This window comes from Kitasatospora purpeofusca (assembly GCF_042691725.1).
GTDB classification, from domain to species: Bacteria; Actinomycetota; Actinomycetes; order Streptomycetales; family Streptomycetaceae; genus Kitasatospora; species Kitasatospora purpeofusca_B.
Window position 1 is genome coordinate 6,833,138 of record NZ_CP170483.1, and the last position, 19,132, is coordinate 6,852,269.

Below are 19,132 nucleotides of genomic sequence, written 5' to 3' on the forward strand. Positions count from 1 at the left end.
CAGCGCTCTCACGGCTCCTGATAGGAAGTTTCGGCACTATCGTGGGCCGCGTGAGTTCTCTCGTCGTGCCGCCCGCCCTTCTGCGGTGGGTGGCCGGGATCGATGTCGCCACGGCGGTCGGGTCGGCGGCGGTCGATGTGCCCGACCACGCCACCACACTTCTCGTGCGCACTGACAAGCGCGAGCTGGTCGTCATGGGCCCCCGCACCCGGGCGGCCTATCACGTCGCCGCGCCCGGCCACTCGTGCGTGCGGGTTCGCATGCGGCCGGGGCGTGCCCAAGCCCTGCTCGGACGTTCGCTGAACGGTCTCGCCGACGGTGTCCTGCCGCTCCGCGAACTACCGGGCCTGGACATCGACCAGCTCGCCGCCGACCCGGTCACCGCTCTCGAAAGAGCGTTGGCCGACCGCCCGGAGCCGTCGGAGCGGCTCGAAGAGGCGGCGCGTCTACTGGTCGGCACCACTGTCACCGCGACCGCGGCCCGGCTGGACATCAGTGAGCGCCGCCTGCACGCCCTGTTCACCGACGCCACCGGCTTGTCCCCCAAGCGCTTCGCACGCATTGACCGCGTTCGCACCGTGCTCGCGGCCGATGCGGGCCGATGGGCGGACATCGCCGCGACGGCCGGCTACTACGACCAGTCCCACATGACGGCCGAGTTCCGCCACTTCATGGGTGTCCCACCGGCCGCGTTCACCGCTGGTCGGCGGCCCGCCGCGACTCTGTGCACTGCCTGAGTTCCAGGACACGGCACAAAGAAGCAGGTCTCCCGTGATCACAGAGCGTCGCGACCCCGTGATCACCAGGCCCTGTGGGGGTTGTGCCATGGCCTCCGGGACGGCCGCTCCGTATCGGCACAGCGAGCCGGATCAGATGTCGATCCAGAAGGCCTCCATCCAGCGGTTCTCGCCGATGCTGCCGATCCACTGGTCATACGCGAACAGGTTCGTGCCCTTCCAGCCGACATTCTTCACATGGGCGGCGGCCTTCATGGGCTCGTTGGTGCTCCGCAGGTGAATCGCCTCGACCACGTTGCCGTTGCCGTTGTCAAGCTCGATCGAGCCGCCCGGCGGCACGTGATACTCCCAACCCTCACCGTCGTTCGCCCAGTGCACCTGGACGTTGAAGTCCATGGCGGCGACCGTGTTGACCCAGAAGCGGAGGCGGTCGATCGGGTCGTTGTGGCCTTCCGTCCCGGTGAAGCCGGGCTGGTCACTGCACACCGTGCTGGTCCACCCCGCCGAGCGGGAGTGCGCCTGGAAGCAGACCTGCCGCCACTGGGTCGCGTCGGCGATGGACGGGGCCCCTTCCGCGCGTGCCGCGTCCATCGCCTGGGCGACGTCCGGGATCGACTTCTCGAATGCGGTCCCCCCGCTCGCCGCAGGAGCGGACGGGCCGGCCGCCTGGGCCGTCGGAACCGCCCCGAGGAGGGCGAGGGCAGTGAGCGCCGAGACGGCGGTCAGTGCGCGGAAGCGCATGGTGGCGTCCCCTTTCCATGTCTGAACCAACTTGCTTTGTGTACGTAATGAAATGGCATGCGCCGCTCATCGGCCACGTGAAAACCGGACAGATTTTCGGACGCGTGCGAACGGCTTCATCCTTGAGGGCCCCACCACCACGTGGCCGGGGCGGGCAGCCGGTCGCTGCCATGTGGACGTGGACGGTGGGCCCCGGCTGGGCGGGGGCCTTTTGCGTCCTGGAAGAATCTTCGAGAATCAGCGCCCCATTCCGGGCCGGCCCCACGGCATCCTGAACCGGCCTGACCGACAGCGAGGGGAGCGGCTGTGAGCCGACGACTGCGGCCGCCCACCCCGGGACAGCGGGACCTGCTCGACAACGCCGGGCGGAACTGCGCCGTCGGCGAGGACATCCGGTACCTCCGGCGGGCCGACGCCGATCGCCTCGGCCTTCCGGAGGAGGACACCTGGCTGTTCGACTCACGCGTGATCGCCCTGCTGCACTTCGACCCCGACGACGATCTGACCGGCGTGGAGCTGATCACCGACCCGGTCCAGCTCGCCCGCGCCTGCCAGGTCCGGGACGCTGCCTGGCACTTCGCCACGCCGTATCGGCTGTTGCCCCAAGGCTTTCCGCTCGGCCCATGGCGCCCTGGCCGTGATCTTTAGTCCAACACGGGAATATTCCCTTCCCGCCGTGGACATGCGCCGGCCGGCTCTCTAGCGTCATTGCCGGATGGTCTGACGGTCCCGCAGCTCCAGGGGGTTGAGACGGACAGCAGGTCGGGTCTCACGAGGCTGACCAACACGGGCAACGGCAGTGGCTCGGGGGAGTGCAACAGGAACGACTGCCCCAACGTCTACCGCACCGGCCGTGGGACGATCGTGGTGCAGGGGGACGTGTCCGGCGCCTTCACGCCGCCCAGCGGCTAAGGGCTCGTGGAGATCCCCGAGAGCGTGCTTCGGGAGGCTGTTCGTGCGCTTGGACGGTGATGCCTGGCAGTCCAGGTTCCGGGAGTTCGAGACGGAGGCATGGCGCCTCGAAACCCTCCCGGTCTACAACGTGCCGCAGGAAGTCGAGGAGTTGCGGGCCTTCCGGGCCGGCGAGCGGATCGACCCGCACGCGCACTCCAACGAATACACCGACGACCTCAAGCGGGTTCGGCGGGAGGGAAAGACGAAGGGGCGGGTGCACATCGTCACGCGTCCGCTCTCCGAGTACCTGCGCTACGAGTTCATGTACTACCTGCCGCACGTCTGGGCAGGGGAGGACATCCGCATCATGGACGTCACGGACCGGCCCAATCCGCTGGCCGGCGTCACCGACTACTGGATGTTCGACAAGAAGGAGGTGGTGCTCATGAACTACCTCCCCGACGGGACGCAGATCGACCGTACCGTCTTCGAGGGCGACGTCAGCCCGTTCATCGAGTACCAACGCATTGCCATCGCCGAGTCGGTGCCTTTCGAGGAGTACGTGAAGGGCATTGACGCTTGATCCACAGGAGCTGGGTCAATCGCATTCGGACCTGGCGGCAATCCTTCAAGGGCTCCGCAAGCGAGCTGGACTCTCCGGGGTCCAGCTCGCTCGGCGTGTCAGTATGTCGCAGTCCAAGATCTCCAAGATCGAGACCGGCAGAGTCACGCCGTCACTCGTCGACGTCGAGTTGATCCTGCGGGCGCTGGACGCGCCGCCGGACCTTGTCGCCCATGTGACGGCGCTTGCCCGCATCGCCAACACCGAGTGGCAGGATGCGAGGGCCCTGCAGAGGAAGGGCCTCGACAGGAAGCAGGTCGAGCTGGCGGCACTTGAGCGGAGCGCGAGCCGGTTTCGCTACTTCCTGCCAACGATGATCACCGGACTGCTGGCGACGCCCGAGTACATTCGGGCCAGCCTTGCCCCGTTTCCCGGGGACCATGCGAAGGCCATCGCCAAGAAGCTCGAACGGCAGGACGTCCTCTACGAGTCGGCCAAGCGGTTCAGCTTCATTCTGACCGAGCAGGCCTGCCGCTGGCCCCTCGTCCCGGGGCAAGCGATGGCGATGCAGATCGACAGGCTGGCCTCCGTCTCCCGCTTGCCGAACGTACGGCTCGGGGTCATTCCGATGGCCGGCCACATGCCATGGGCGCCGTTGAACGTCTTCACTGTCTATGACGAGTCCTTGGTCACCGTCGAAGTCTCCACGGGAGCGCTCGTGTTCCGCGAACCCCGGGACATCCAGGAATACCTGGATGAGTTCCGGGTCTTCGAGGGCTTTTCGCTGTGGGATGAGGATGCCCGGGTCAAGCTGGGGGAGTGGGCTGACCACTGTCGAGGGATATCGCAAGATATTTAGTCGATGGCAGGAATATCGTTGAGTCTTTATCTGGAAATCCCCTAGCCTGGCATCTCACTCCGCGAAGCCAAGCGAAGGGGAGCGATGAAGGGGCGACCCATGAAGAAGATCGTTGCGAAGCTCTGGCGGCTCATCCGTGGGCCGGTGCAGTGGCGCGTTCTGTGGCTGTGGCACTCGAAGTTCATGGTCGGGGTCACCGGCGTCGTCCGCGACGAGGAAGGCCGGGTGCTGCTGCTCAAGCACCGGTTGTGGCCGGAAGGGCGGCAGTGGGGTCTGCCGACCGGCTATGCCAACAAGGGCGAGAGCTTCGAGGACACGATCGTGCGTGAGGTCCGGGAGGAGACCGGACTCACGGTGAAGGTGGGCGAACTGGCGCACCTGAAGAGCGGATACAAACTGCGCGTCGAAGTCGCCTACGAGGCGCTGTATGTCAGCGGTCGGATCGAGGCGGCCTCGTTCGAGATCCTGGAGGCTCGATGGTTCTCGCCGGACGATCTTCCCGAGGGAGTGCAGGAGTCGCACCGGCAACTGATCAGGCGTCAGCGGTTCTGACACTCGGTTGCTCGCTCACGCCCTCGTGGCTGGGGCCGAACGAGCACCTGGCCGGCGGCCCGGCCGAGCGCGCCGAGCTGGCGCACCTGCTGGCCGCACGACGGGCGACGGCCGCGCTGGACCAGGCGCACCCGCACGTGACGTTCTCGCTGCTGCACTGGGTGCTGGACACCTGGGCGGACGAGCCGGCACGGGAGGTGTTCCGGCAGGGGGCGACCCTCCTGGCCAGCCGCTACCGGCAGCTGGGATTGAACCAACTGCTGCCGATCGACCGGGTGTGGGTCGGGGTGCGCTCGACCCGGCCTGATGCGTTCGGTGGCTTCCACCATCCGAACCAGGGTTATCGGCACCTGCAGTTGGCATCCGTGATCACTCGGTACGGTCGGCTGAGCGATCCCCGCTTGGCGTCACCGGAGTTGGTGGCGCTCGACCTCCTCCGCAGCTACGCGCATGACTGCCTGCACTGGGGGTCATTCCGGGAGTACCGGCTCCAGGAGGGGCGCGTGGTGCGGAGTCGGTACGGGATCAACCGGCGCGACCCGCAGGGGCGCACCTACTCGGCGAGGGACAAGGACGACGCCGTTTCGACCCGGAATCTGGGGATCGTGATGGAGGGAGCGACCGACCGGGAGGCGCGAACCATCGCCGCCACGGTGGCCGATCGGCTCGGCCTCACGGAGCTGATCGCACCGCCCGGCCGGCTGGCGTTCCGCGACACCACGGGCCGCCTGGAGCCGTCCGACTTCGATGACGCCGATCCCGGCGTTGCCGGCCGCTTCCGTCTGGCCATGGCCGGATACGAGCACGGCGTCGGGATGCGGTACCGGCAGTTCCTGGCGGAAACGGGCGGGGCCGAGGCGGGCACGCTGCACGGCCTCATCGTTGCTGCGATGATCGGGGGAGACCTCTCCGGCCTGACCGGCTGGCTCGACCGGCGTCATGGCGCCCGAGCGTTCCCGCGCATCTTTCGTTCACCGGCTTACGCCGGGCCGGATCCCGGCGAGTAGCCCTCCGAGTCAGGAGTCGGCCCCTATCGACCCGTCGGCCATCGTCGCCTCCGGCCCCTGACGGACCGTCATGGCCAAGGTAGGCCCTGCCCCTGCGGACGGCCACTTTGCGTGCCGGCGCCGTTCCGAGGTCACGGGCCGTAGCCGTCACGGGGCCCGCGCGTCAATGGTCGGCGTGCGAACGATGTCGGCCCTACCTATGGTTGATGTGTTCTCCTCGCGGGGGACCCCCGCGCCTTCTGGCCGTCTCACCTCTAGGAGGCAGCCGCCATGCGCTCCTCACACGCACCTGATGCCCCGGACCCCGGCCGGTCCCACCACCGCTGCCAGGGCACGACAGCGGTTCGGGGCCGCCTCGTCTGGTTCCGGGACGACCCGTTCCTCACGTCCAGTGACGAAGCGCTGGTGTACGTGGACGACGGGCTGCTCGTCTGCCAGGACGGGAAGATCGTGGCCGCCGGCGACTACGGCCGGCTGGTCCGCGCCCTCCCGCCGGGCGTGACCGTCGAGTCCTACCGCGACAAGCTGATCCTGCCGGGCCTCGTCGGCTCCCACGCGCACTACGTCCAGATGCGGATCATCGCCTCCTACGGCGAGGAACTGCCCGAATGGCTCCAGGACTACGTCTACCCGGAGGAGATCCGCTTCTCCGACCCCGCCTACGCCCGGCCGATCGCCGCCCTGTTCTGCGACGAGCTGCTGCGCTGCGGGACGACGACCGCCATGGTCTACTGCGCCCCCTCCCCGCAGTCGGTCGACGCGCTCTTCGAGGAGAGCGTGGGCCGTGGGATGCGGCTCGCGGCCGGGAAGGTGCTGATGGACCGCAACGCCCCGCCCGAGATGCTGGACTCCTCTCCCGAGCAGGCCTACGAGGACTCCGCGAAGCTGATCGAACGGTGGCACGGCGTCGGCCGCAGCGTCTACGCGGTCACGCCGCGCTTCGCCTTCACCTGCACCTCCCGGATGCTGAGCGTGGCCGGCGCGCTGTGGCGGGAGCATCCCGGAACCCTCCTGCAGACCCACGTCTCGGAGAACGTCCGGGAGATCCAACAGGTGGCCGAACTCTTCCCGCCCCCGCAGTACCGCGACTACGTCGACGTCTACGAGCAGCACGGGCTGCTCGGCCCCGGCGCCGTCTTCGCCCACGCCGTCCACCTCAGCAAGCGCGAATGGCGGCGCCTGCACGAGACCGGCAGCGGAGTGTCGCACTGCCCGACCTCGAACCTGTTCCTGGGCTCCGGCCTCTTCCGCATGAAGCGGGCCGTCAAGCCGGGCCGGCGGGTCCCCGTCGGGCTCGGCTCCGACGTCGCCGGGGGCACCAGCCTGTCCCTGCTCCAGACCGCGAGCGAGGCCTACAAGGTCGGCGCGCTGCGCCAGTATCCGATGGACGGGGTCCAGCTGTTCTACCTCGCGACCGTCGGCTCGGCGACGGCGATGCGCCTGGACCACCTGATCGGCTCCCTGGAACCGGGCCACGAGGCCGACTTCATCGTGCTGGACCCGGCCGCGACCCCGACGCTGGACGCGCGCACCGCCGGCGACGACTCCATCGACGACCTGCTGTTCTCCCTCGCGGTCATGGGCGACGACCGCACCGTCCTGGCCACGTACATCGCCGGACGCCTCGCCCACTACCGCGACGCCTGCCCCAAACCCTTGCCCGTTCGCCTGACCGACACGAGAGGAGCGGAATCATGACCCCCAGGAGTAGAAAACTGCGGTGCGCCGCCTACGACAAGGACGCCCCGTCCCCCAAATGGAAGTCGGTCCCCGAGATCCCCGGAGCGGAATCGAGCTTCGGGCCCGCCGTCGAGGCGTACAAGGACCTGCTGTACTGCCTCCACCAGGACATGGCGGGCAGCTCCAGCACCCTGTGGTGGAGCCAGACCGCGGCGGAGCCCGTGAAATGGCGTGACGACGAGCCCGTCCTCGACGCGGAGGGGCGCGCCGTTCCCTGCGCCGACGCCCCCGCGGTGACGCACGCCAACGACTTCCTGTACTGCGTCAACCACCGGAGCGCGAAGGACAACAGCCTCTGGTGGTCGCGCTACAACACGGAGGGTGAGGAAGCAGGCTGGCGCAACTGGCAACCGCTGGAGGACAGCTCGCACAGCATCGTCCGTTCCGCGGACCCGGCCGCGCTCACCGTCTACGACGGGCTGCTGTACTGCGTGCACGACGACGAGAACGGCCGGCTCAACTGGATCACCTACGACACCCACGCCGAGGCCTGGGGGGAGGACCGGCCGATCCCCGGGGGCATCCCCGTCAGGCGGGCCCTCGCCGTCGAACGGTACAAGGGCCTGCTGTACGTCCTGCACGACGGCGCGGACGACCAGCTGTACTGGATCACCTATGACAGCAGCACGGGGGTGTGGGGCCAGGACCAGCGCGTCGAGGACCACTTCGACACGCCGGTCAAGGGTGCCCGCACGCCCGGGCTGTCCCGGTACAACGACGGCCTCTACAGCGTCTTCTACCGGGGCCCGGACTCCGGGGACGGCAAGCTGCACTGGATGAAGTACCACGACGAGTACGGCTGGAGCACGCAGCAGTCCGGCCCGGCCGACAAGGCGGATCCGGGGCTCGACACCGCGCCCTACTCCGGCCTCCTCTACCTGGTGTACCGGGCCTGAGACCCGCGCCGAGGCGGAACCGCCGGGGCCGACGCCGACACGACGCCGACCCCGGCGGTGCTCACCGCCGCCGGATCAGATGGCGACCCAGAAGGCCTCCATCCAGCGGTTCTCGCCCATGCTGCCGATCCACTGGTCGTACGACCACAGGTTCGTGCCCTTCCAGCCGACGTTCTGCACGTGGGCGGCAGCCTTCATGGTCTCGTTGGTGCTCCGCAGGCGGATGGCTTCGAGCGGGTTGCCGTTGACGTTGTAGACCTCGACCGAGGTGTTCGGCACCACGTGGCGGTCCAGGCCGGTGCCGTCGATCGACCAGTGCAGCTGCACGTTGAAGTCCAGGTCGCCGTACACGGTGAACATGACGCGGTCGATCGGGTCGCTCTGGCCCGTGGTGCCGGTGAAGCCCGGGCTGCCGTCGGTGCACAGGCTGGCGGTCCACCCCGCCTTCCGCGAGTGGGACTGGTAGCACAGGACATGCGCGTTCTGGAGCGTGGCGCCGGACGCGGCGGCCTCCGTGTGTGCCGCGTTCGCCGCCTGGCCCCGGGCCGGGGCCGGCTTCTGGACCCAGGCCTCGGTGTTCGCCGCAGGGGCGGACGGGCCCGCCGCCTGCGCCGCCGGAACCGCGCCGAGGAGGGTGAGAGCAGTGAGCGCCGAGACGGCGGTCAGTGCGCGGAATCGCATGATCACTTCTCCGTTCGTTTGCTGGGCCAACTGCCTTGCAAACAACATGAGATGAGAAGAGCCGTGCTCCGGCCGCGCCGGAACCGGACAGGTTTCCGGCCATGCCCGGTGAAGGACCCGCATCGACGCCGACACGCCGCCGACCCCGGTGGTGCTCAGCGCGCGGTGGTTCCCGGCCTCACTGGCCGGTCAGCGTCTCGAGGCCGGTCGGGAGGTCGATCCAGAACGCCTCCATCCAGCGGGCCTCGCCGATGCTGCCGATCCACTGGTCGCGCTCCCAGGTGTTCGTGCCCTTCCAGCCGACGTTCTGTACGTGGGCGGCGGCCTTCATGGCGTGGTTGAGGCTCCGCAGGTGAATCGCCTCGATCGCGTTGCCGTTGTTGAAGAACTCGTACTCGGAGCCCGACGGCACATGGATCTCGCTCGTGGTCCCGGTGTTCGCGAAGTGCACCTGTGCGCGGAAGTCGAAGCCGCCGCCCACCGTGAACCTGACGGCGTCGATCGGGTCGTTCTTCCCCTCCAACCCGGTGAAGCCCGGACCGTCGCTGCACACCGTGTTGCTCCACCCCGCGTTCCGCAAGTGCGCCCGGAAGCACACGAAGTGCGGGGTGACCCCGGCGACGGAGTCGGCCGCTCCCGCGCGCGCCGCGTTCACCGCGTCGGCCATCTCCGGGGTCAGCTTCCGGAGCTTGCCCTCGGCGGTCGTCGCGGGAGCGGACGGCTCGGCCGGCTCGGCCGCCTGCGCCGTCGGGACCGCCCCGAGGACCGTGAGGGCGGTGAGCGCCGCGACGGCGGTCAGTGCGCGGAATCGCATGATGACGTTCCCTTCCGATGCCTGGAGCAACTGCTTTGTGTACGCAATGAAATGGCATGCGTCACTCCTGGGCCACGCGAAAATCGGACAGATTTTCGGCCGCATACGAAGGGTTACGGCGCGCAGTCCGCACAGCCGTCCGCCTCTCGGCGGACGGCCGGGGCTCCCGGCGCATTCCCGTGACGACCGGTCGGCGGCGTCGCGGGGTTGTACCGGCGTGGAGGTCGTGCGCGTTGAGGCAGACGATCCGGTCCGCCGGTACCTCGGTGGCGCAAGGACATTGACGAGACGTCAGGGAATCCCGAGGGTTCTCGGCGAGGCCGGTACCCGGACCGCAAGTGCTTGGGCGGTCGGGTGCGGCAGTCCTGTTCCGCCGCCCGGCGGAGCGGTGCGGATCGTCACCTGGGGTTGGGCATGCAGAGGATCAGGAAGGCCGCTGCCGTGGCGGTGGCCACCATGGCGCTGGCGGCCGGCGGCGCGGTGGGTGCGGCGGGCACGGCCCACGCCGTCACGTACCCGGTCAAGCTCGTGTGCGACGCGTCGACCGAGGAGGTCAGGGAGCTTCCCGGGTTCGGGGGGCCGATCAGGTGCGGGGGCCGGTTCGGCCAGCCGCAGTACGTGACGTTCGACGACGGGACGTTCCAGGCGTTCGCGGTGGGAACCGACTACGCCCTGTGGACCCGGTGGATGAACCCGAACGGCACGGTCAGCACGTGGGTGACGCTCGGCGGCGTCCTCAGCGGGGGAATCTTCCAGAAGTGGGACGGGCGCGGGAACCTGCTCATCGGCGGGCGCGGTTCCGACGGCAGCTACTGGGCGCGGATCCGTGACGTGAACGGCGGCTGGACCCCGTGGAACCCGTTCACCTTCGGCCCCCCGTGGTACCCGTAAGGCGTCCCGGAGGAGCCGACCCGCGGGTGAACCGGCCTCCGACAATGGTCGGAGGCCGGTTCCGCGGATGCGGGTCTAGTTGACGCCGACGGCGGTCCAGGCCGCGGCGACCGCCTTGTACTCGGCGCCGCCCACCTTGTACAGGTCGGCGGCGGCGTTGAGGGAGGCGGTGCGGGCGTCCTTGTAGGTGGTGGTGGAGGTCATGTAGACGGTCAGCGCGCGGTACCAGATCTGGGCGATCTTCTGGTTGCCGACGCCCGTCACGGTGGACTTGTCGCAGGTGGGGCTGTTGTAGGTGACGCCGTTGATGGTCTTGGTGCCGCTGCCCTCGCTGGCGAGGTAGAACCAGTGGTTGCCGACGCCCGAGGAGTAGTGCACGTCGAGGTTGCCGACCGTGCTGCTCCAGCAGTCCGCCGAGCCGCCGTCCAGCGAGGGCTTGTCGAAGCGGCGCAGCCACGGCGGGGTGGACTGGTCGCTGAAGAGGTAGTCGGGGGTGTCGATCGGGTTGTTGGCGTACCACTCCACCATCGTGCCGAAGATGTCGCTGGTGGACTCGTTGAGGCCGCCGGACTCGCCCTGGTAGATCAGGCCGGCGGTGGCGCTGGTGACGCCGTGGGTCATCTCGTGGCCCATGGTGTCGAGGTCGACCTGCTCGGGGTCGGTGGTGCCGTTGCCGTCACCGGTCTTCATGCAGAAGCAGCCGTCGGACCACGAGGCGTTGTCCCACTTGGTGCCGACGTGGACGAAGACGGTGGCGGCCTTGCCGTCGTTCCTGATGCCGCTGCGGCTGTGGACGTTCTTGTAGTAGTCCCACGTCCAGGCGGTGTTGGCGTGGGCGTCGACGGCGGCGGTGGCGCGGTTGGTGGAGAACTTCTTCCCGTCGCCCCAGACGTTGGTGGTGCTGGTGAACGTGGTGCCGGAGCCGGCGTTGACGGAGCCGGGGGAGGCGTTGTTGGCGTCCTTGGTGACGTGGCCGCGGACCGGGTCGGTGAGGGTGTAGCCGCCGCTGATCGGGGTGGTGTCGATGGTGATCCTGCCGGTGTACTCGGAGTTGCCGGTGCCGGCGGCCTGGTGCTCGTCGTCGTAGGCCGCGAGCTGCTCCCCGCTGACGGCGTCGGTGACGACGACCCGTCCGACGGGCCCGCCGTGGTCGCCGCTGCCCCGGACGGTGGTGCGCCAGGCGAGGTGGGGGGTGCCGTCGGCGGCCCAGATGACGAGCTCGGGGGTGCTGACGGCGTCCTGGATGCCGGGGGAGGCGGCGAGCGCGTTCGCGGCGCTGGTCTGGGCGGCCACCAGGGGGACGGTGGACTTCACGGAGGGGTCGTGGGCGGCGGCACGACTGGCGCCCTTGAACCGGCCGCGGGCGTCCTGGTGGACGACGAGGTCGCCGCCGACCACCGGCAGGTCCCGGAAGGTGCGGTCGAAGCGCACGTGCGAGGCGCCGTCGGCGTCGAGGACGACGTCCTTGAGCACGAGCTCCTGGCTCGGGCCGAAGCCGAACACCGCCGCGTTGCCGGCGACGTTGGCGAGGGCCTGGGCGACCGCGCTGTCCCGCGCGCCGGCGGCGGACGCGGAGGTGGAGGCGGCGGCCGAGGTGGCCGGGATCGCGAGGGCGGCGAGGGCGGCGACGACCGCCACGGCCATGGCCGCCAGGGGGCGGGGGGAGAAGGGGGTGGTGCTCACTCTGACTCCTGGGGTGGTAGCGGTGCGGGGAGACGAGCCACCATCGAGGTTGACGACGATCCGTCAGTTCGCACCAGGAGGACGGACATAACGTTGTCAAGCCGTATCTCTGTGTTCAAATAGCGATGGAATGTCGCGGCTCAACCCGTGCTTCCGTCGCGACGACCGAACGCCGTCCGCCGCGGCTTCCCGGGGCAGCGCTTAGCATTCCGACGCATGGCGATGTTTGTGCACGTGACGTCGACGGCGAACGCGCCGCGCATCCGGCGGGCCGGGATCCGGGCGGTGAGCCACGGCCAGGACGGCACGCGGGGGGTGTACTGCTTCCCGGTGCTGCCGTCGTACACGCTCACCCACCAGTGGATGCGTGAGCTGGGCCGGTTCGACAGCCGGGGAGGGAAGGTGGCCGTCCACGTCCGGCTGGACGACGCGCAGCCGGTGCAGCTCGGGCCGTACGGGGAGCGGATGCGGCAGGGGCAGCGGACCGTCACGGCGGCGGAGGCGGTGCGGCGGATCGCGGCGCTGGAGGACCCGCGCGGGTGGGAGGTGTTCGTGCCCCGGGCGATCCGGGCGGGGGAGGTGCACCGGGTGCGCGCCGCGCCGCAGGTGGTGGGCTGGCGGTACCGGCCGGACGCGCACGGCGTCCGGCCCTGCACCTGCTCCGGGTGCCGGGTGCGCGGCGAGTACGGGTCGCGGCGGCTGCGCGAGCGGCTACCGCATCCGCTGGACGGCCCGCCGCCGCCGGCCCGGGCGCTGCTCGCCAGGATCGCGGCGGCGGGCGATCCGGGCGATCCGACGGAGCTGCGGGAGGCCCTGTACTGGTTCCGGGTGCTCCGGCGCCGGCGGGGCCCGGTCGACGAGCTCGCCCGCCTCGCCGCCCACCCCGACCCCGACGTCCGGGAGGAGCTGGTGATGACGGTCGCCGACTGGTCGACCCCCGGGGCCGCCGAACTGCTGGAAGGGCTCGCCGACGACCCGCACCCGGACGTCCGGGAGGCGGTGGGGTCGGCGAGGGATGCGCGGGAGGCGCGCGCGGCGCGGTGATCAGCGGTCCGGCGACCGCAGGCCGAGCCACTGCTCGGAGCCCCAGGCCTCGAACCGCTCCACCTCGGTGAACCCCAGCTTCGCCGCGAGCCGCATCGAGGCGGCGTTGGCGCTCTGGGTGGTGAGCACCACCGGCTCGCCGGGAAGCGCCTCGGCGAGCCAGCCGAGCGCCGCCGCGCACGCCTCGGCGGCGTACCCGGCCCCCCAGGCGCGCGGCAGGAACAGGTAGCCGAGGTCGAGCTTCCCCGTGGCGGCCGGGCGGCGGTGCCCCGTCGCCCTCCTGAGCAGAACGTGGCCGATCATCGACCCGTCGAGCTCGACGACGAAGCTCCCGGGCCACGGCTCGGGCGTGCCGGGCAGCTCGCGCTCAAGCTCCTCCTCGGGCCGGGGCCCGCCGAGGTAGACGTGCACCTCCGGCGAGGCGAGCAACTCGACGAACGCCGCACGGTCCCGCGCCTCGGGCGCGCGGAGCACGAGCCGCTCGGTGCTGATGGGCGCGGGCGGCCAGGACACCGGTCCAAGATCTTCCATGCGAACACGCTAACAGGCCGTCAAATCACGCTGGAAACCGGTCTTCCCACGAACCGCCGAGCCCGGTGAGGCCCGGAGGAACCGGAGATATCAGGATTCGTGATCCTGCCCACCCGCCCAGCGGCGCCCGGTCCACCCGCCGGGCGCCGCCGCCGCGCCGGCGCCGTCACCAGGGGCAGCCCGTGATCAGGTCGATCTCGTCCCCGTCGGCGGTCCAAGCGGTCATCGTGCCCGACAGCGCGGGGCAGGCCGAGAGGTAGTCCGACCGCTGCTCGACCGAGCCGCTGCTACCGGGTGGCGACTTGAACCTGACCGTCAGGTATTCGCCGGCGGGCACCTCGTACTCGCTGCCCATCGGCTCGAAGACCACCGCCAACGGCTCGCCGCCGTCGGCCCCCACCACGACGAACTCCTCCACCAGCGCGGCCTCCCGCGCCTCCGCCCTGCGCCGACGCCGCTCGCGCACCCAACCGATCACGGGACCCATTGTGGGGCACGGACCCGTCGGCGAAAGGGGTCCTTGGACTGCCCCGCAGGAAGCCCCCGGTGAGGAGGGCGCGGACCGGTGCGGAGCAGGAAGTCGGGCCGGCCGACTTCCTGCGGACCATGCGGGCGCCCGTCAGCCGCAGGGCGCCGCCGGACGGCATCACCCCTCGGGCGGGACGGCGAACGGGTCGTACTCCTCAGGCATGAAGCAGCCGTAGTCCTGCAGTGGTTGTGGATCGTTCAGCACGATGCGCTTGAACTCGCCCGCCGGGGAAAGCCCGTCCGGGCGTCCCAGAATCCGTCGGCCGGGCAGCCCACCGGACTCCGGCGCGTCGGCGGCGAGGCGACCGAAGCGGTCCACCAGCGCCCACACGGCGTCGTACACATCACGGACGACCTCGGCCGCCTGCTCCTCGGTGGCATCAGGGCACTCCTCGCGGTACGCCGCCCGGGCCGAGGCAAGGAATCGCTCCGGATCGACGACCACCACGTCCTGCCGCGTCCGAACACTGATCGTCATACCCGCCACCGGCGTTGGCGCCTCGTCCATCACCCCACGCTACCGCGATGGACCACCCGTTCCGCCCTTTCCCGTAGTGGAAAGCCGATGCCCTTGCCTTCCAGGTGGACCAGCCTGAAGTATCGACCTCGACGACAGAACGAGGAGGAACAGTGGCTCTGCGCAAACTGTCCGGAGACTCGAACTGCAAGGTCGGCACGTGCCCGACGCTGTGGGGAACGGAGGACGAAACCGCCTTCCTCGTTCAGGGCTACGTGGTCACCGATCCCGAACAGCTCGCCCAGATCGGCCTCCCCGAAGGCGAGACCGTCGTCCGTGTGCCCGTGAACATCCTGGAGGACTACTTCCGTGCTCGACGGAACTGAATTCGGTCGGCTCTTCGAAAACTTCCAGCGCACCGCCTTCCGGCTGGAGACGCTGGACCTCTACGACGTGGAGGAGGAGCGGGAGGAGTTCGCGGCCTTCCTCGCCGGCGGACCCATGCCGCCCGAGTGGAGCGACAACCCGTGGGTCCGCTCCATGACGGATCTCGGCAAGACGGTGGCCCGCGTCCACGTCGTCACCTCACCGCTGACCGACTACCTGCGGTACGAGCTCTCCGCCTACCCCGGCAACATCACGGCGGGCGAGACCATCGGCATCATCGACCGGGCCGACCGGCAGGTGGCCGGACTGCCGGATCACGACTTCTGGCTGTTCGACGACACCGACGTCTACCGCATGCACTACACGACGGACGGCAAGTTCATCGGAGCCGACGAGCTTCCCGCAGAGGCCACCCCCCGGTACCGCCGCTACCAGGAGATCGCCGTGGCCCATGCGGTTCCCTTCGCTGAGTACTGGCAGCAGCTCCAGTCTTGAGCGCTGCTGCCGAAGCCATCGGGAAGGCCCTGCGAGCCCTGCGCAATGCCTCGGGACTGACCGGGGACACCGTGGCTCGTAGGGCCTCCATGTCTGCGGGCAAGCTCAGCAAGATCGAGCATGGCAAGGTGCTCCCGAGTGTCGTGGACGTCGACCTCATCCTCACGGCGCTCGGCGTCTCGGAAGGGGCGAAGGAGCAGTTCCTGGAACAGGCTCGTGTCGCCGCAACGGAGGAGACGGCCTGGCGGCTCATCCATCGCACAGGGTTCTGGAAACACCAGCAGGCGATCCAGGCCATCGAACATCGCACCAGTGAACTCCGCCTCTTCCAGGGCCAGTTGGTTCCAGGTCTGCTTCAGACGCCTGAGTACATCTCGGCTGTCTTCGATCTTTTGCCCGATCTGTCCGAGGAATCCCGGACCAAGGCCATCGCCGCCAGAGTGGCCCGGCAGCAGGCACTCCACGACCGCAGCCGCACTTTCCACTTTCTCATCTGCGAACACGTGCTCCGGTGGAGAATCTGCGAATCGACGGTCATGGCCGTGCAGTTGGACCGACTCGTCTCCCTTTCCAGGCTTCCCAACGTGGCTCTGGGTTTGCTTCCGCAGCGTGCCCGGATGCCCGACTTCCCGATGACCTGCTTCAGCCTGCACGACGATCGTCTGGTTATCGTGGAGACATTCCATTCGGAGATCAAAACCCGGGACCCGAAGGATCTCAGGATCTATCGGGAAACCTTTGATCGATTCGCCGCTGTCGCCGTTTACGGCGACGAGGTGCGAGCCGCCATCGAAGGCGCTCGGGACGACTACCTGCATGATCGGGACAGCGGGTGAGAGCGGGCTATGCCTGCTTCCGTCGTCGCGCCTGGCTCGGCGACTCCCGCCGGGCCGGGCGAGGGCTTCGGGGTGCTCCACTGCGCCGGCGGGGAGCTCTCCCATGCCCATCTCTCCCGATATCTTCGGAGTTCTGTTCGATATGTTCGCAGGACTGCGGTGCGCGAGAATAGTGGACGCTCGGAGCGATCCGCGAGGAGTTCTTGCGGCAACGAGAAACCGACTGACTCTCCCTCTGATCCGCCCCTACATTGAATCTCGCTCATCGGCTTGAGGTGAGCGGAAGGTGAGGGAAAATCATGTCCATCGCGACGTTGCCGGTGCTGGACGACCTGGGCGGGCCGGGGAGTCCGTTCGCGTTTCGGTTCCTGAGGCCGGTCACGGGGGCCGGAGGAATCTTGGCCTGCGACCTCGTGTACGACGAGGAGGCGCAGACCTGCAGCTACGCCGGTATGCCGCCCGGCGTCTACATGACCAGCAACCCGCCCAAGACGTACGGGCCGACGCAGCCGTCCGGGCAGATGGACGCGCCGGACGACCCGGGAAGCAGCAACGACTGAGATGCCTGACTCCGACTCCGGCTGCGGCACCGTTCTCGTGATCACGGGGACGTTCGATCCGACCGCCGATCTGGTGGTCGAGGAGCTCAACCGGCGTGCGGTGCCGGTGTTCCGGGCGGACACGGCGTGGTTCCCGTCGTCCGAGTTCCCGCCCGAACTGCCGTCGGAGGCAAGGGCGGTGGCGGCCGCCGAAGCCCGGGGCGGGTTCGGCGGCCTGCTGTCGGCACTGCCGCCCCGGTGGCTCCCGCCGCCGGGGCGGGCCGCGGAGGCCGAGTCCAAGCCCCTCCAGCTCCGGGTGGCGGCGGAGTGCGGGCTGCGGGTGCCGCGGACGCTGATCACCAACCGGCCCGAAGCCGCACGGGAGTTCGCCGCGAGGGCCGGTGGGCCCGTCGTCTACAAGCCGTTCACCCCGATCCGGGGGACGGCCGGCGGGCGGACGGTGGCGGTCTACGCGAGTGTGCTCGGGCCGGAGGACCTCGGGCACCCGGCCGTCGCCTCCACGGCCCACCTGTTCCAGGAGTGGGTGCCCAAGGCCTACGAGGTGCGGCTCACCGTGGTCGGGCGGCGGGTGTTCGCCGCCGAGATCCACGCGGAGTCGGAGGCGGCCCGGACGGACTGGCGCAGCGACTACGACAGCCTCCGCTACCGCGTCTGCGAGCCGCCGCCCGAGGTGGCCGCCGGGGTGCGCCGTGTGCTCGGTCAACTCGGCCTGCCGTACGGTGCGTTCGACTTCGTCGTGACGCCGTCCGGGGAGTGGGTGTTCCTGGAGGTGAACCCCAACGGGCAGTACGGGTTCGTGGAGCAGGCGACGGGGCTGCCCATCACCGCCGCCATCTGTGACTATCTGGAAGGGGCCATGGGATGACCGCCGATCTCGACGCGAGGATCCGGCTGGCGAGGGAGGTCGAGCGGGGGGCGTCGGTGCTGTCCTCGCGGGTGGTGGAGGCGTTCCTGAACGTGCCGAGGCATGCGTTCGTGCCGGCGTTCTTCCGGCGGGAGGGCAGGGTGTACCGGCCCGTGCGAAGCGAGGACGGCGGGTGGCTGCGGGCGGTGTACGCGGACGAGGTGCTGGTCACCGAGGTGGACGGGGTGCACGCGGAGGACGCGCCGGGCGCGGGGGTGGGCGGGGCGGCGACGTCCTCGTCCACGGCGCCCGGGCTGATGGCGGAGATGCTGGACGCGCTCGACGTCCGGCCCGGGGACCGGGTGTGGGAGGTGGGCACGGGGACCGGGTACAACGCCGCGCTGCTCTGTCACCTCGCGGGAGCGGGGAACGTCACCACGGTCGACCGCACCGGGCGCCTGGTGGACGCGGCGCGGGAGCGGCTGGGCGGGGCGGGGTTCGAGGCCGCGACCGTGCGCGTGGCGGACGGCGCGAACGGCTGCCCGGGCGGCGGGCCGTTCGACCGGATCATTGCGACCTGTTCGGTCCGCCGCGTCCCGCAGGCCTGGCTGGACCAGTGCGCGACCGGCGGGGTGATCGTCGCGCCGATCGGCAACGCCCTGGGCGGGGGCGCCGTCGCCTGCCTCACCAAGCTGCCCGACGGCGGCGCGGCGGGCCGGTTCCTGTACCGGCCGGCCGCGTTCATGCCCCTGCGGGCAGACGGGTGCACGGAGGCGGCCGGTGTCGTGCCGGGGGCGGGCGGGCGGCGGACGAGCGTCGTCGGCGCACGGGTGCTGGACGACCACGCCTTCTCGTTCTGGGCCGGCCTGCGGCTGCCCCCGGCCGTCGTCCGGGACGGCGGCGTGCTCCACGACCCGACGGACGGCTCGACGGTCCACGTCGAGGACCACCCCGGCCGGCCGTCCACCGTGACCGCCGGCGGGCCGCGTGACCTCTGGCGGCTGGTCGAGTCCGCCCACACCGACTGGCGCCGCCGCCACCGCCCCCGGCGCGAGTGGTGCAGCATCGCTGTCGGCGTCGACGGCCCGCAACTGGTCGGCTATACGGCGCCGGGCGGAGAGGCAATGTCCTGGGCGCTCTGAATGCCGGATTCGCGCGACCGGTGATCCGATATCCGGTATCCCGTATCCGATGTCCCGGATGTGCGGCGCGGGTGGGCTATTGAACAGGGGCGATGGGTGTTCGGGAGGTTCGCACGGAAAGATGACCGAATTCTTTCCGTGCGAGGACGGTCCGGGATCCGCCCGCGTTCCGACGCCACTGCACCGTGCCCGAAGGCTGCCGGGATTCCCGTGCGGGAGAGTCCCGGCAGCCTTCGGGTTCTGCGGTGGGC

23 protein-coding genes and 1 pseudogene are annotated in these 19,132 nt (G+C 69.8%); 17 read left to right on the plus strand and 7 right to left on the minus strand.

All coding sequences use genetic code 11. The features are described 5' to 3' along the window. The first annotated feature begins 50 nt into the window (after positions 1-50). The gene (locus ACFCLZ_RS29425; RefSeq protein WP_380280864.1) at positions 51-737 is read left to right on the plus strand and encodes a helix-turn-helix domain-containing protein; all 687 of its coding nucleotides are present in this window, start codon (positions 51-53) and stop codon (positions 735-737) included. A gap of 132 nt (positions 738-869) precedes the next feature. Here the strand turns inward: ACFCLZ_RS29425 and ACFCLZ_RS29430 are convergent, their stop codons facing one another. Further along, the gene (locus tag ACFCLZ_RS29430; protein WP_380280866.1) at positions 870-1,478 is read right to left on the minus strand and encodes a hypothetical protein; all 609 of its coding nucleotides are present in this window, start codon (positions 1,476-1,478) and stop codon (positions 870-872) included. A 306-nt stretch (positions 1,479-1,784) separates the two neighbouring features. Here ACFCLZ_RS29430 and ACFCLZ_RS29435 point away from each other — a divergent pair, with 306 nt between their 5' ends. From ACFCLZ_RS29435 to ACFCLZ_RS29470, 8 genes and pseudogenes are all read left to right on the plus strand, one after another. Then, on the plus strand, positions 1,785-2,126 hold the full coding sequence (locus ACFCLZ_RS29435) for a DUF6879 family protein (RefSeq protein WP_380280868.1): 342 nt from the start codon (positions 1,785-1,787) through the stop codon (positions 2,124-2,126). 72 nt (positions 2,127-2,198) lie between these two features. Next, positions 2,199-2,387: pseudogene (locus tag ACFCLZ_RS29440) on the plus strand (hypothetical protein); the annotation flags it as partial. Positions 2,388-2,433: 46 nt separating this feature from the next. Then, positions 2,434-2,955 carry a DUF6879 family protein gene (locus ACFCLZ_RS29445; RefSeq protein WP_380280870.1) on the plus strand — a complete coding sequence of 174 codons (522 nt, stop codon included), beginning with the start codon at positions 2,434-2,436 and terminating at the stop codon, positions 2,953-2,955. Beyond that, on the plus strand, positions 2,945-3,793 hold the full coding sequence (locus ACFCLZ_RS29450) for a Scr1 family TA system antitoxin-like transcriptional regulator (RefSeq protein ID WP_380280872.1): 849 nt from the start codon (positions 2,945-2,947) through the stop codon (positions 3,791-3,793). The genes ACFCLZ_RS29445 and ACFCLZ_RS29450 overlap by 11 nt, the downstream gene beginning before the upstream one ends. A gap of 99 nt (positions 3,794-3,892) precedes the next feature. Beyond that, on the plus strand, positions 3,893-4,345 hold the full coding sequence (locus tag ACFCLZ_RS29455; RefSeq protein ID WP_380280874.1) for an NUDIX domain-containing protein: 453 nt from the start codon (positions 3,893-3,895) through the stop codon (positions 4,343-4,345). A 137-nt stretch (positions 4,346-4,482) separates the two neighbouring features. Continuing rightward, entirely contained in the window at positions 4,483-5,352 is an 870-nt protein-coding gene (locus tag ACFCLZ_RS29460; RefSeq protein WP_380280876.1) for a hypothetical protein, read from the plus strand. Positions 5,353-5,622: 270 nt separating this feature from the next. Next, the gene (gene guaD / locus ACFCLZ_RS29465; RefSeq protein ID WP_380280878.1) at positions 5,623-7,050 is read left to right on the plus strand and encodes a guanine deaminase; all 1,428 of its coding nucleotides are present in this window, start codon (positions 5,623-5,625) and stop codon (positions 7,048-7,050) included. Next, on the plus strand, positions 7,047-7,988 hold the full coding sequence (locus tag ACFCLZ_RS29470; protein ID WP_380280880.1) for a hypothetical protein: 942 nt from the start codon (positions 7,047-7,049) through the stop codon (positions 7,986-7,988). The genes guaD and ACFCLZ_RS29470 overlap by 4 nt, the downstream gene beginning before the upstream one ends. Positions 7,989-8,063: 75 nt before the next feature. Here the strand turns inward: ACFCLZ_RS29470 and ACFCLZ_RS29475 are convergent, their stop codons facing one another. Together ACFCLZ_RS29475 and ACFCLZ_RS29480 are read right to left on the minus strand one after the other, a co-directional pair. Further along, complete coding sequence (locus tag ACFCLZ_RS29475) at positions 8,064-8,669, minus strand: hypothetical protein (RefSeq protein ID WP_380280882.1); 606 nt, start codon at positions 8,667-8,669, stop codon at positions 8,064-8,066. Positions 8,670-8,847: 178 nt separating this feature from the next. Beyond that, positions 8,848-9,483, minus strand: coding sequence for a hypothetical protein (locus tag ACFCLZ_RS29480; RefSeq protein ID WP_380280884.1), 636 nt, complete (start codon positions 9,481-9,483; stop codon positions 8,848-8,850). 414 nt (positions 9,484-9,897) lie between these two features. On the opposite strand from ACFCLZ_RS29480, the gene ACFCLZ_RS29485 reads away from it, so the two are divergent. Further along, positions 9,898-10,374 (plus strand): hypothetical protein, encoded by a 477-nt coding sequence (locus ACFCLZ_RS29485; RefSeq protein ID WP_380280886.1) that lies wholly within the window; start codon positions 9,898-9,900, stop codon positions 10,372-10,374. 75 nt (positions 10,375-10,449) lie between these two features. On the opposite strand, the gene ACFCLZ_RS29490 is transcribed toward ACFCLZ_RS29485, so the two are convergent. Next, positions 10,450-12,018, minus strand: coding sequence for a M4 family metallopeptidase (locus ACFCLZ_RS29490; RefSeq protein WP_380286318.1), 1,569 nt, complete (start codon positions 12,016-12,018; stop codon positions 10,450-10,452). Positions 12,019-12,273: 255 nt separating this feature from the next. Here ACFCLZ_RS29490 and ACFCLZ_RS29495 point away from each other — a divergent pair, with 255 nt between their 5' ends. After that, positions 12,274-13,101, plus strand: a complete 828-nt coding sequence (locus tag ACFCLZ_RS29495) for a HEAT repeat domain-containing protein (RefSeq protein WP_380280888.1) — start codon at positions 12,274-12,276, stop codon at positions 13,099-13,101. Here the strand turns inward: ACFCLZ_RS29495 and ACFCLZ_RS29500 are convergent, their stop codons facing one another. From ACFCLZ_RS29500 to ACFCLZ_RS29510, 3 genes are all read right to left on the minus strand, one after another. Then, on the minus strand, positions 13,102-13,632 hold the full coding sequence (locus tag ACFCLZ_RS29500; protein WP_380280890.1) for a GNAT family N-acetyltransferase: 531 nt from the start codon (positions 13,630-13,632) through the stop codon (positions 13,102-13,104). 166 nt (positions 13,633-13,798) lie between these two features. Next, on the minus strand, positions 13,799-14,110 hold the full coding sequence (locus ACFCLZ_RS29505) for a hypothetical protein (RefSeq protein ID WP_380280892.1): 312 nt from the start codon (positions 14,108-14,110) through the stop codon (positions 13,799-13,801). Between the two features lie 168 nt (positions 14,111-14,278). Further along, complete coding sequence (locus ACFCLZ_RS29510; protein ID WP_380280894.1) at positions 14,279-14,668, minus strand: hypothetical protein; 390 nt, start codon at positions 14,666-14,668, stop codon at positions 14,279-14,281. 122 nt (positions 14,669-14,790) lie between these two features. Between ACFCLZ_RS29510 and ACFCLZ_RS29515 the strand changes: the two genes are divergently transcribed. The 6 genes from ACFCLZ_RS29515 (at position 14,791) to ACFCLZ_RS29540 (ending at position 18,881) form a co-directional block, all read left to right on the plus strand. Then, complete coding sequence (locus ACFCLZ_RS29515) at positions 14,791-15,003, plus strand: hypothetical protein (protein WP_380280896.1); 213 nt, start codon at positions 14,791-14,793, stop codon at positions 15,001-15,003. Then, on the plus strand, positions 14,987-15,499 hold the full coding sequence (locus ACFCLZ_RS29520) for a DUF6879 family protein (protein ID WP_380280898.1): 513 nt from the start codon (positions 14,987-14,989) through the stop codon (positions 15,497-15,499). The genes ACFCLZ_RS29515 and ACFCLZ_RS29520 overlap by 17 nt, the downstream gene beginning before the upstream one ends. Then, positions 15,496-16,335, plus strand: coding sequence for a helix-turn-helix domain-containing protein (locus ACFCLZ_RS29525; protein WP_380280900.1), 840 nt, complete (start codon positions 15,496-15,498; stop codon positions 16,333-16,335). The genes ACFCLZ_RS29520 and ACFCLZ_RS29525 overlap by 4 nt, the downstream gene beginning before the upstream one ends. A gap of 299 nt (positions 16,336-16,634) precedes the next feature. Then, on the plus strand, positions 16,635-16,895 hold the full coding sequence (locus tag ACFCLZ_RS29530; RefSeq protein WP_380280902.1) for a hypothetical protein: 261 nt from the start codon (positions 16,635-16,637) through the stop codon (positions 16,893-16,895). A gap of 1 nt (position 16,896) precedes the next feature. After that, positions 16,897-17,760 (plus strand): ATP-dependent carboxylate-amine ligase, encoded by an 864-nt coding sequence (locus ACFCLZ_RS29535; protein WP_380280903.1) that lies wholly within the window; start codon positions 16,897-16,899, stop codon positions 17,758-17,760. Then, positions 17,757-18,881, plus strand: coding sequence for a methyltransferase domain-containing protein (locus ACFCLZ_RS29540; protein WP_380280905.1), 1,125 nt, complete (start codon positions 17,757-17,759; stop codon positions 18,879-18,881). The genes ACFCLZ_RS29535 and ACFCLZ_RS29540 overlap by 4 nt, the downstream gene beginning before the upstream one ends. Positions 18,882-19,132: the final 251 nt, after the last annotated feature.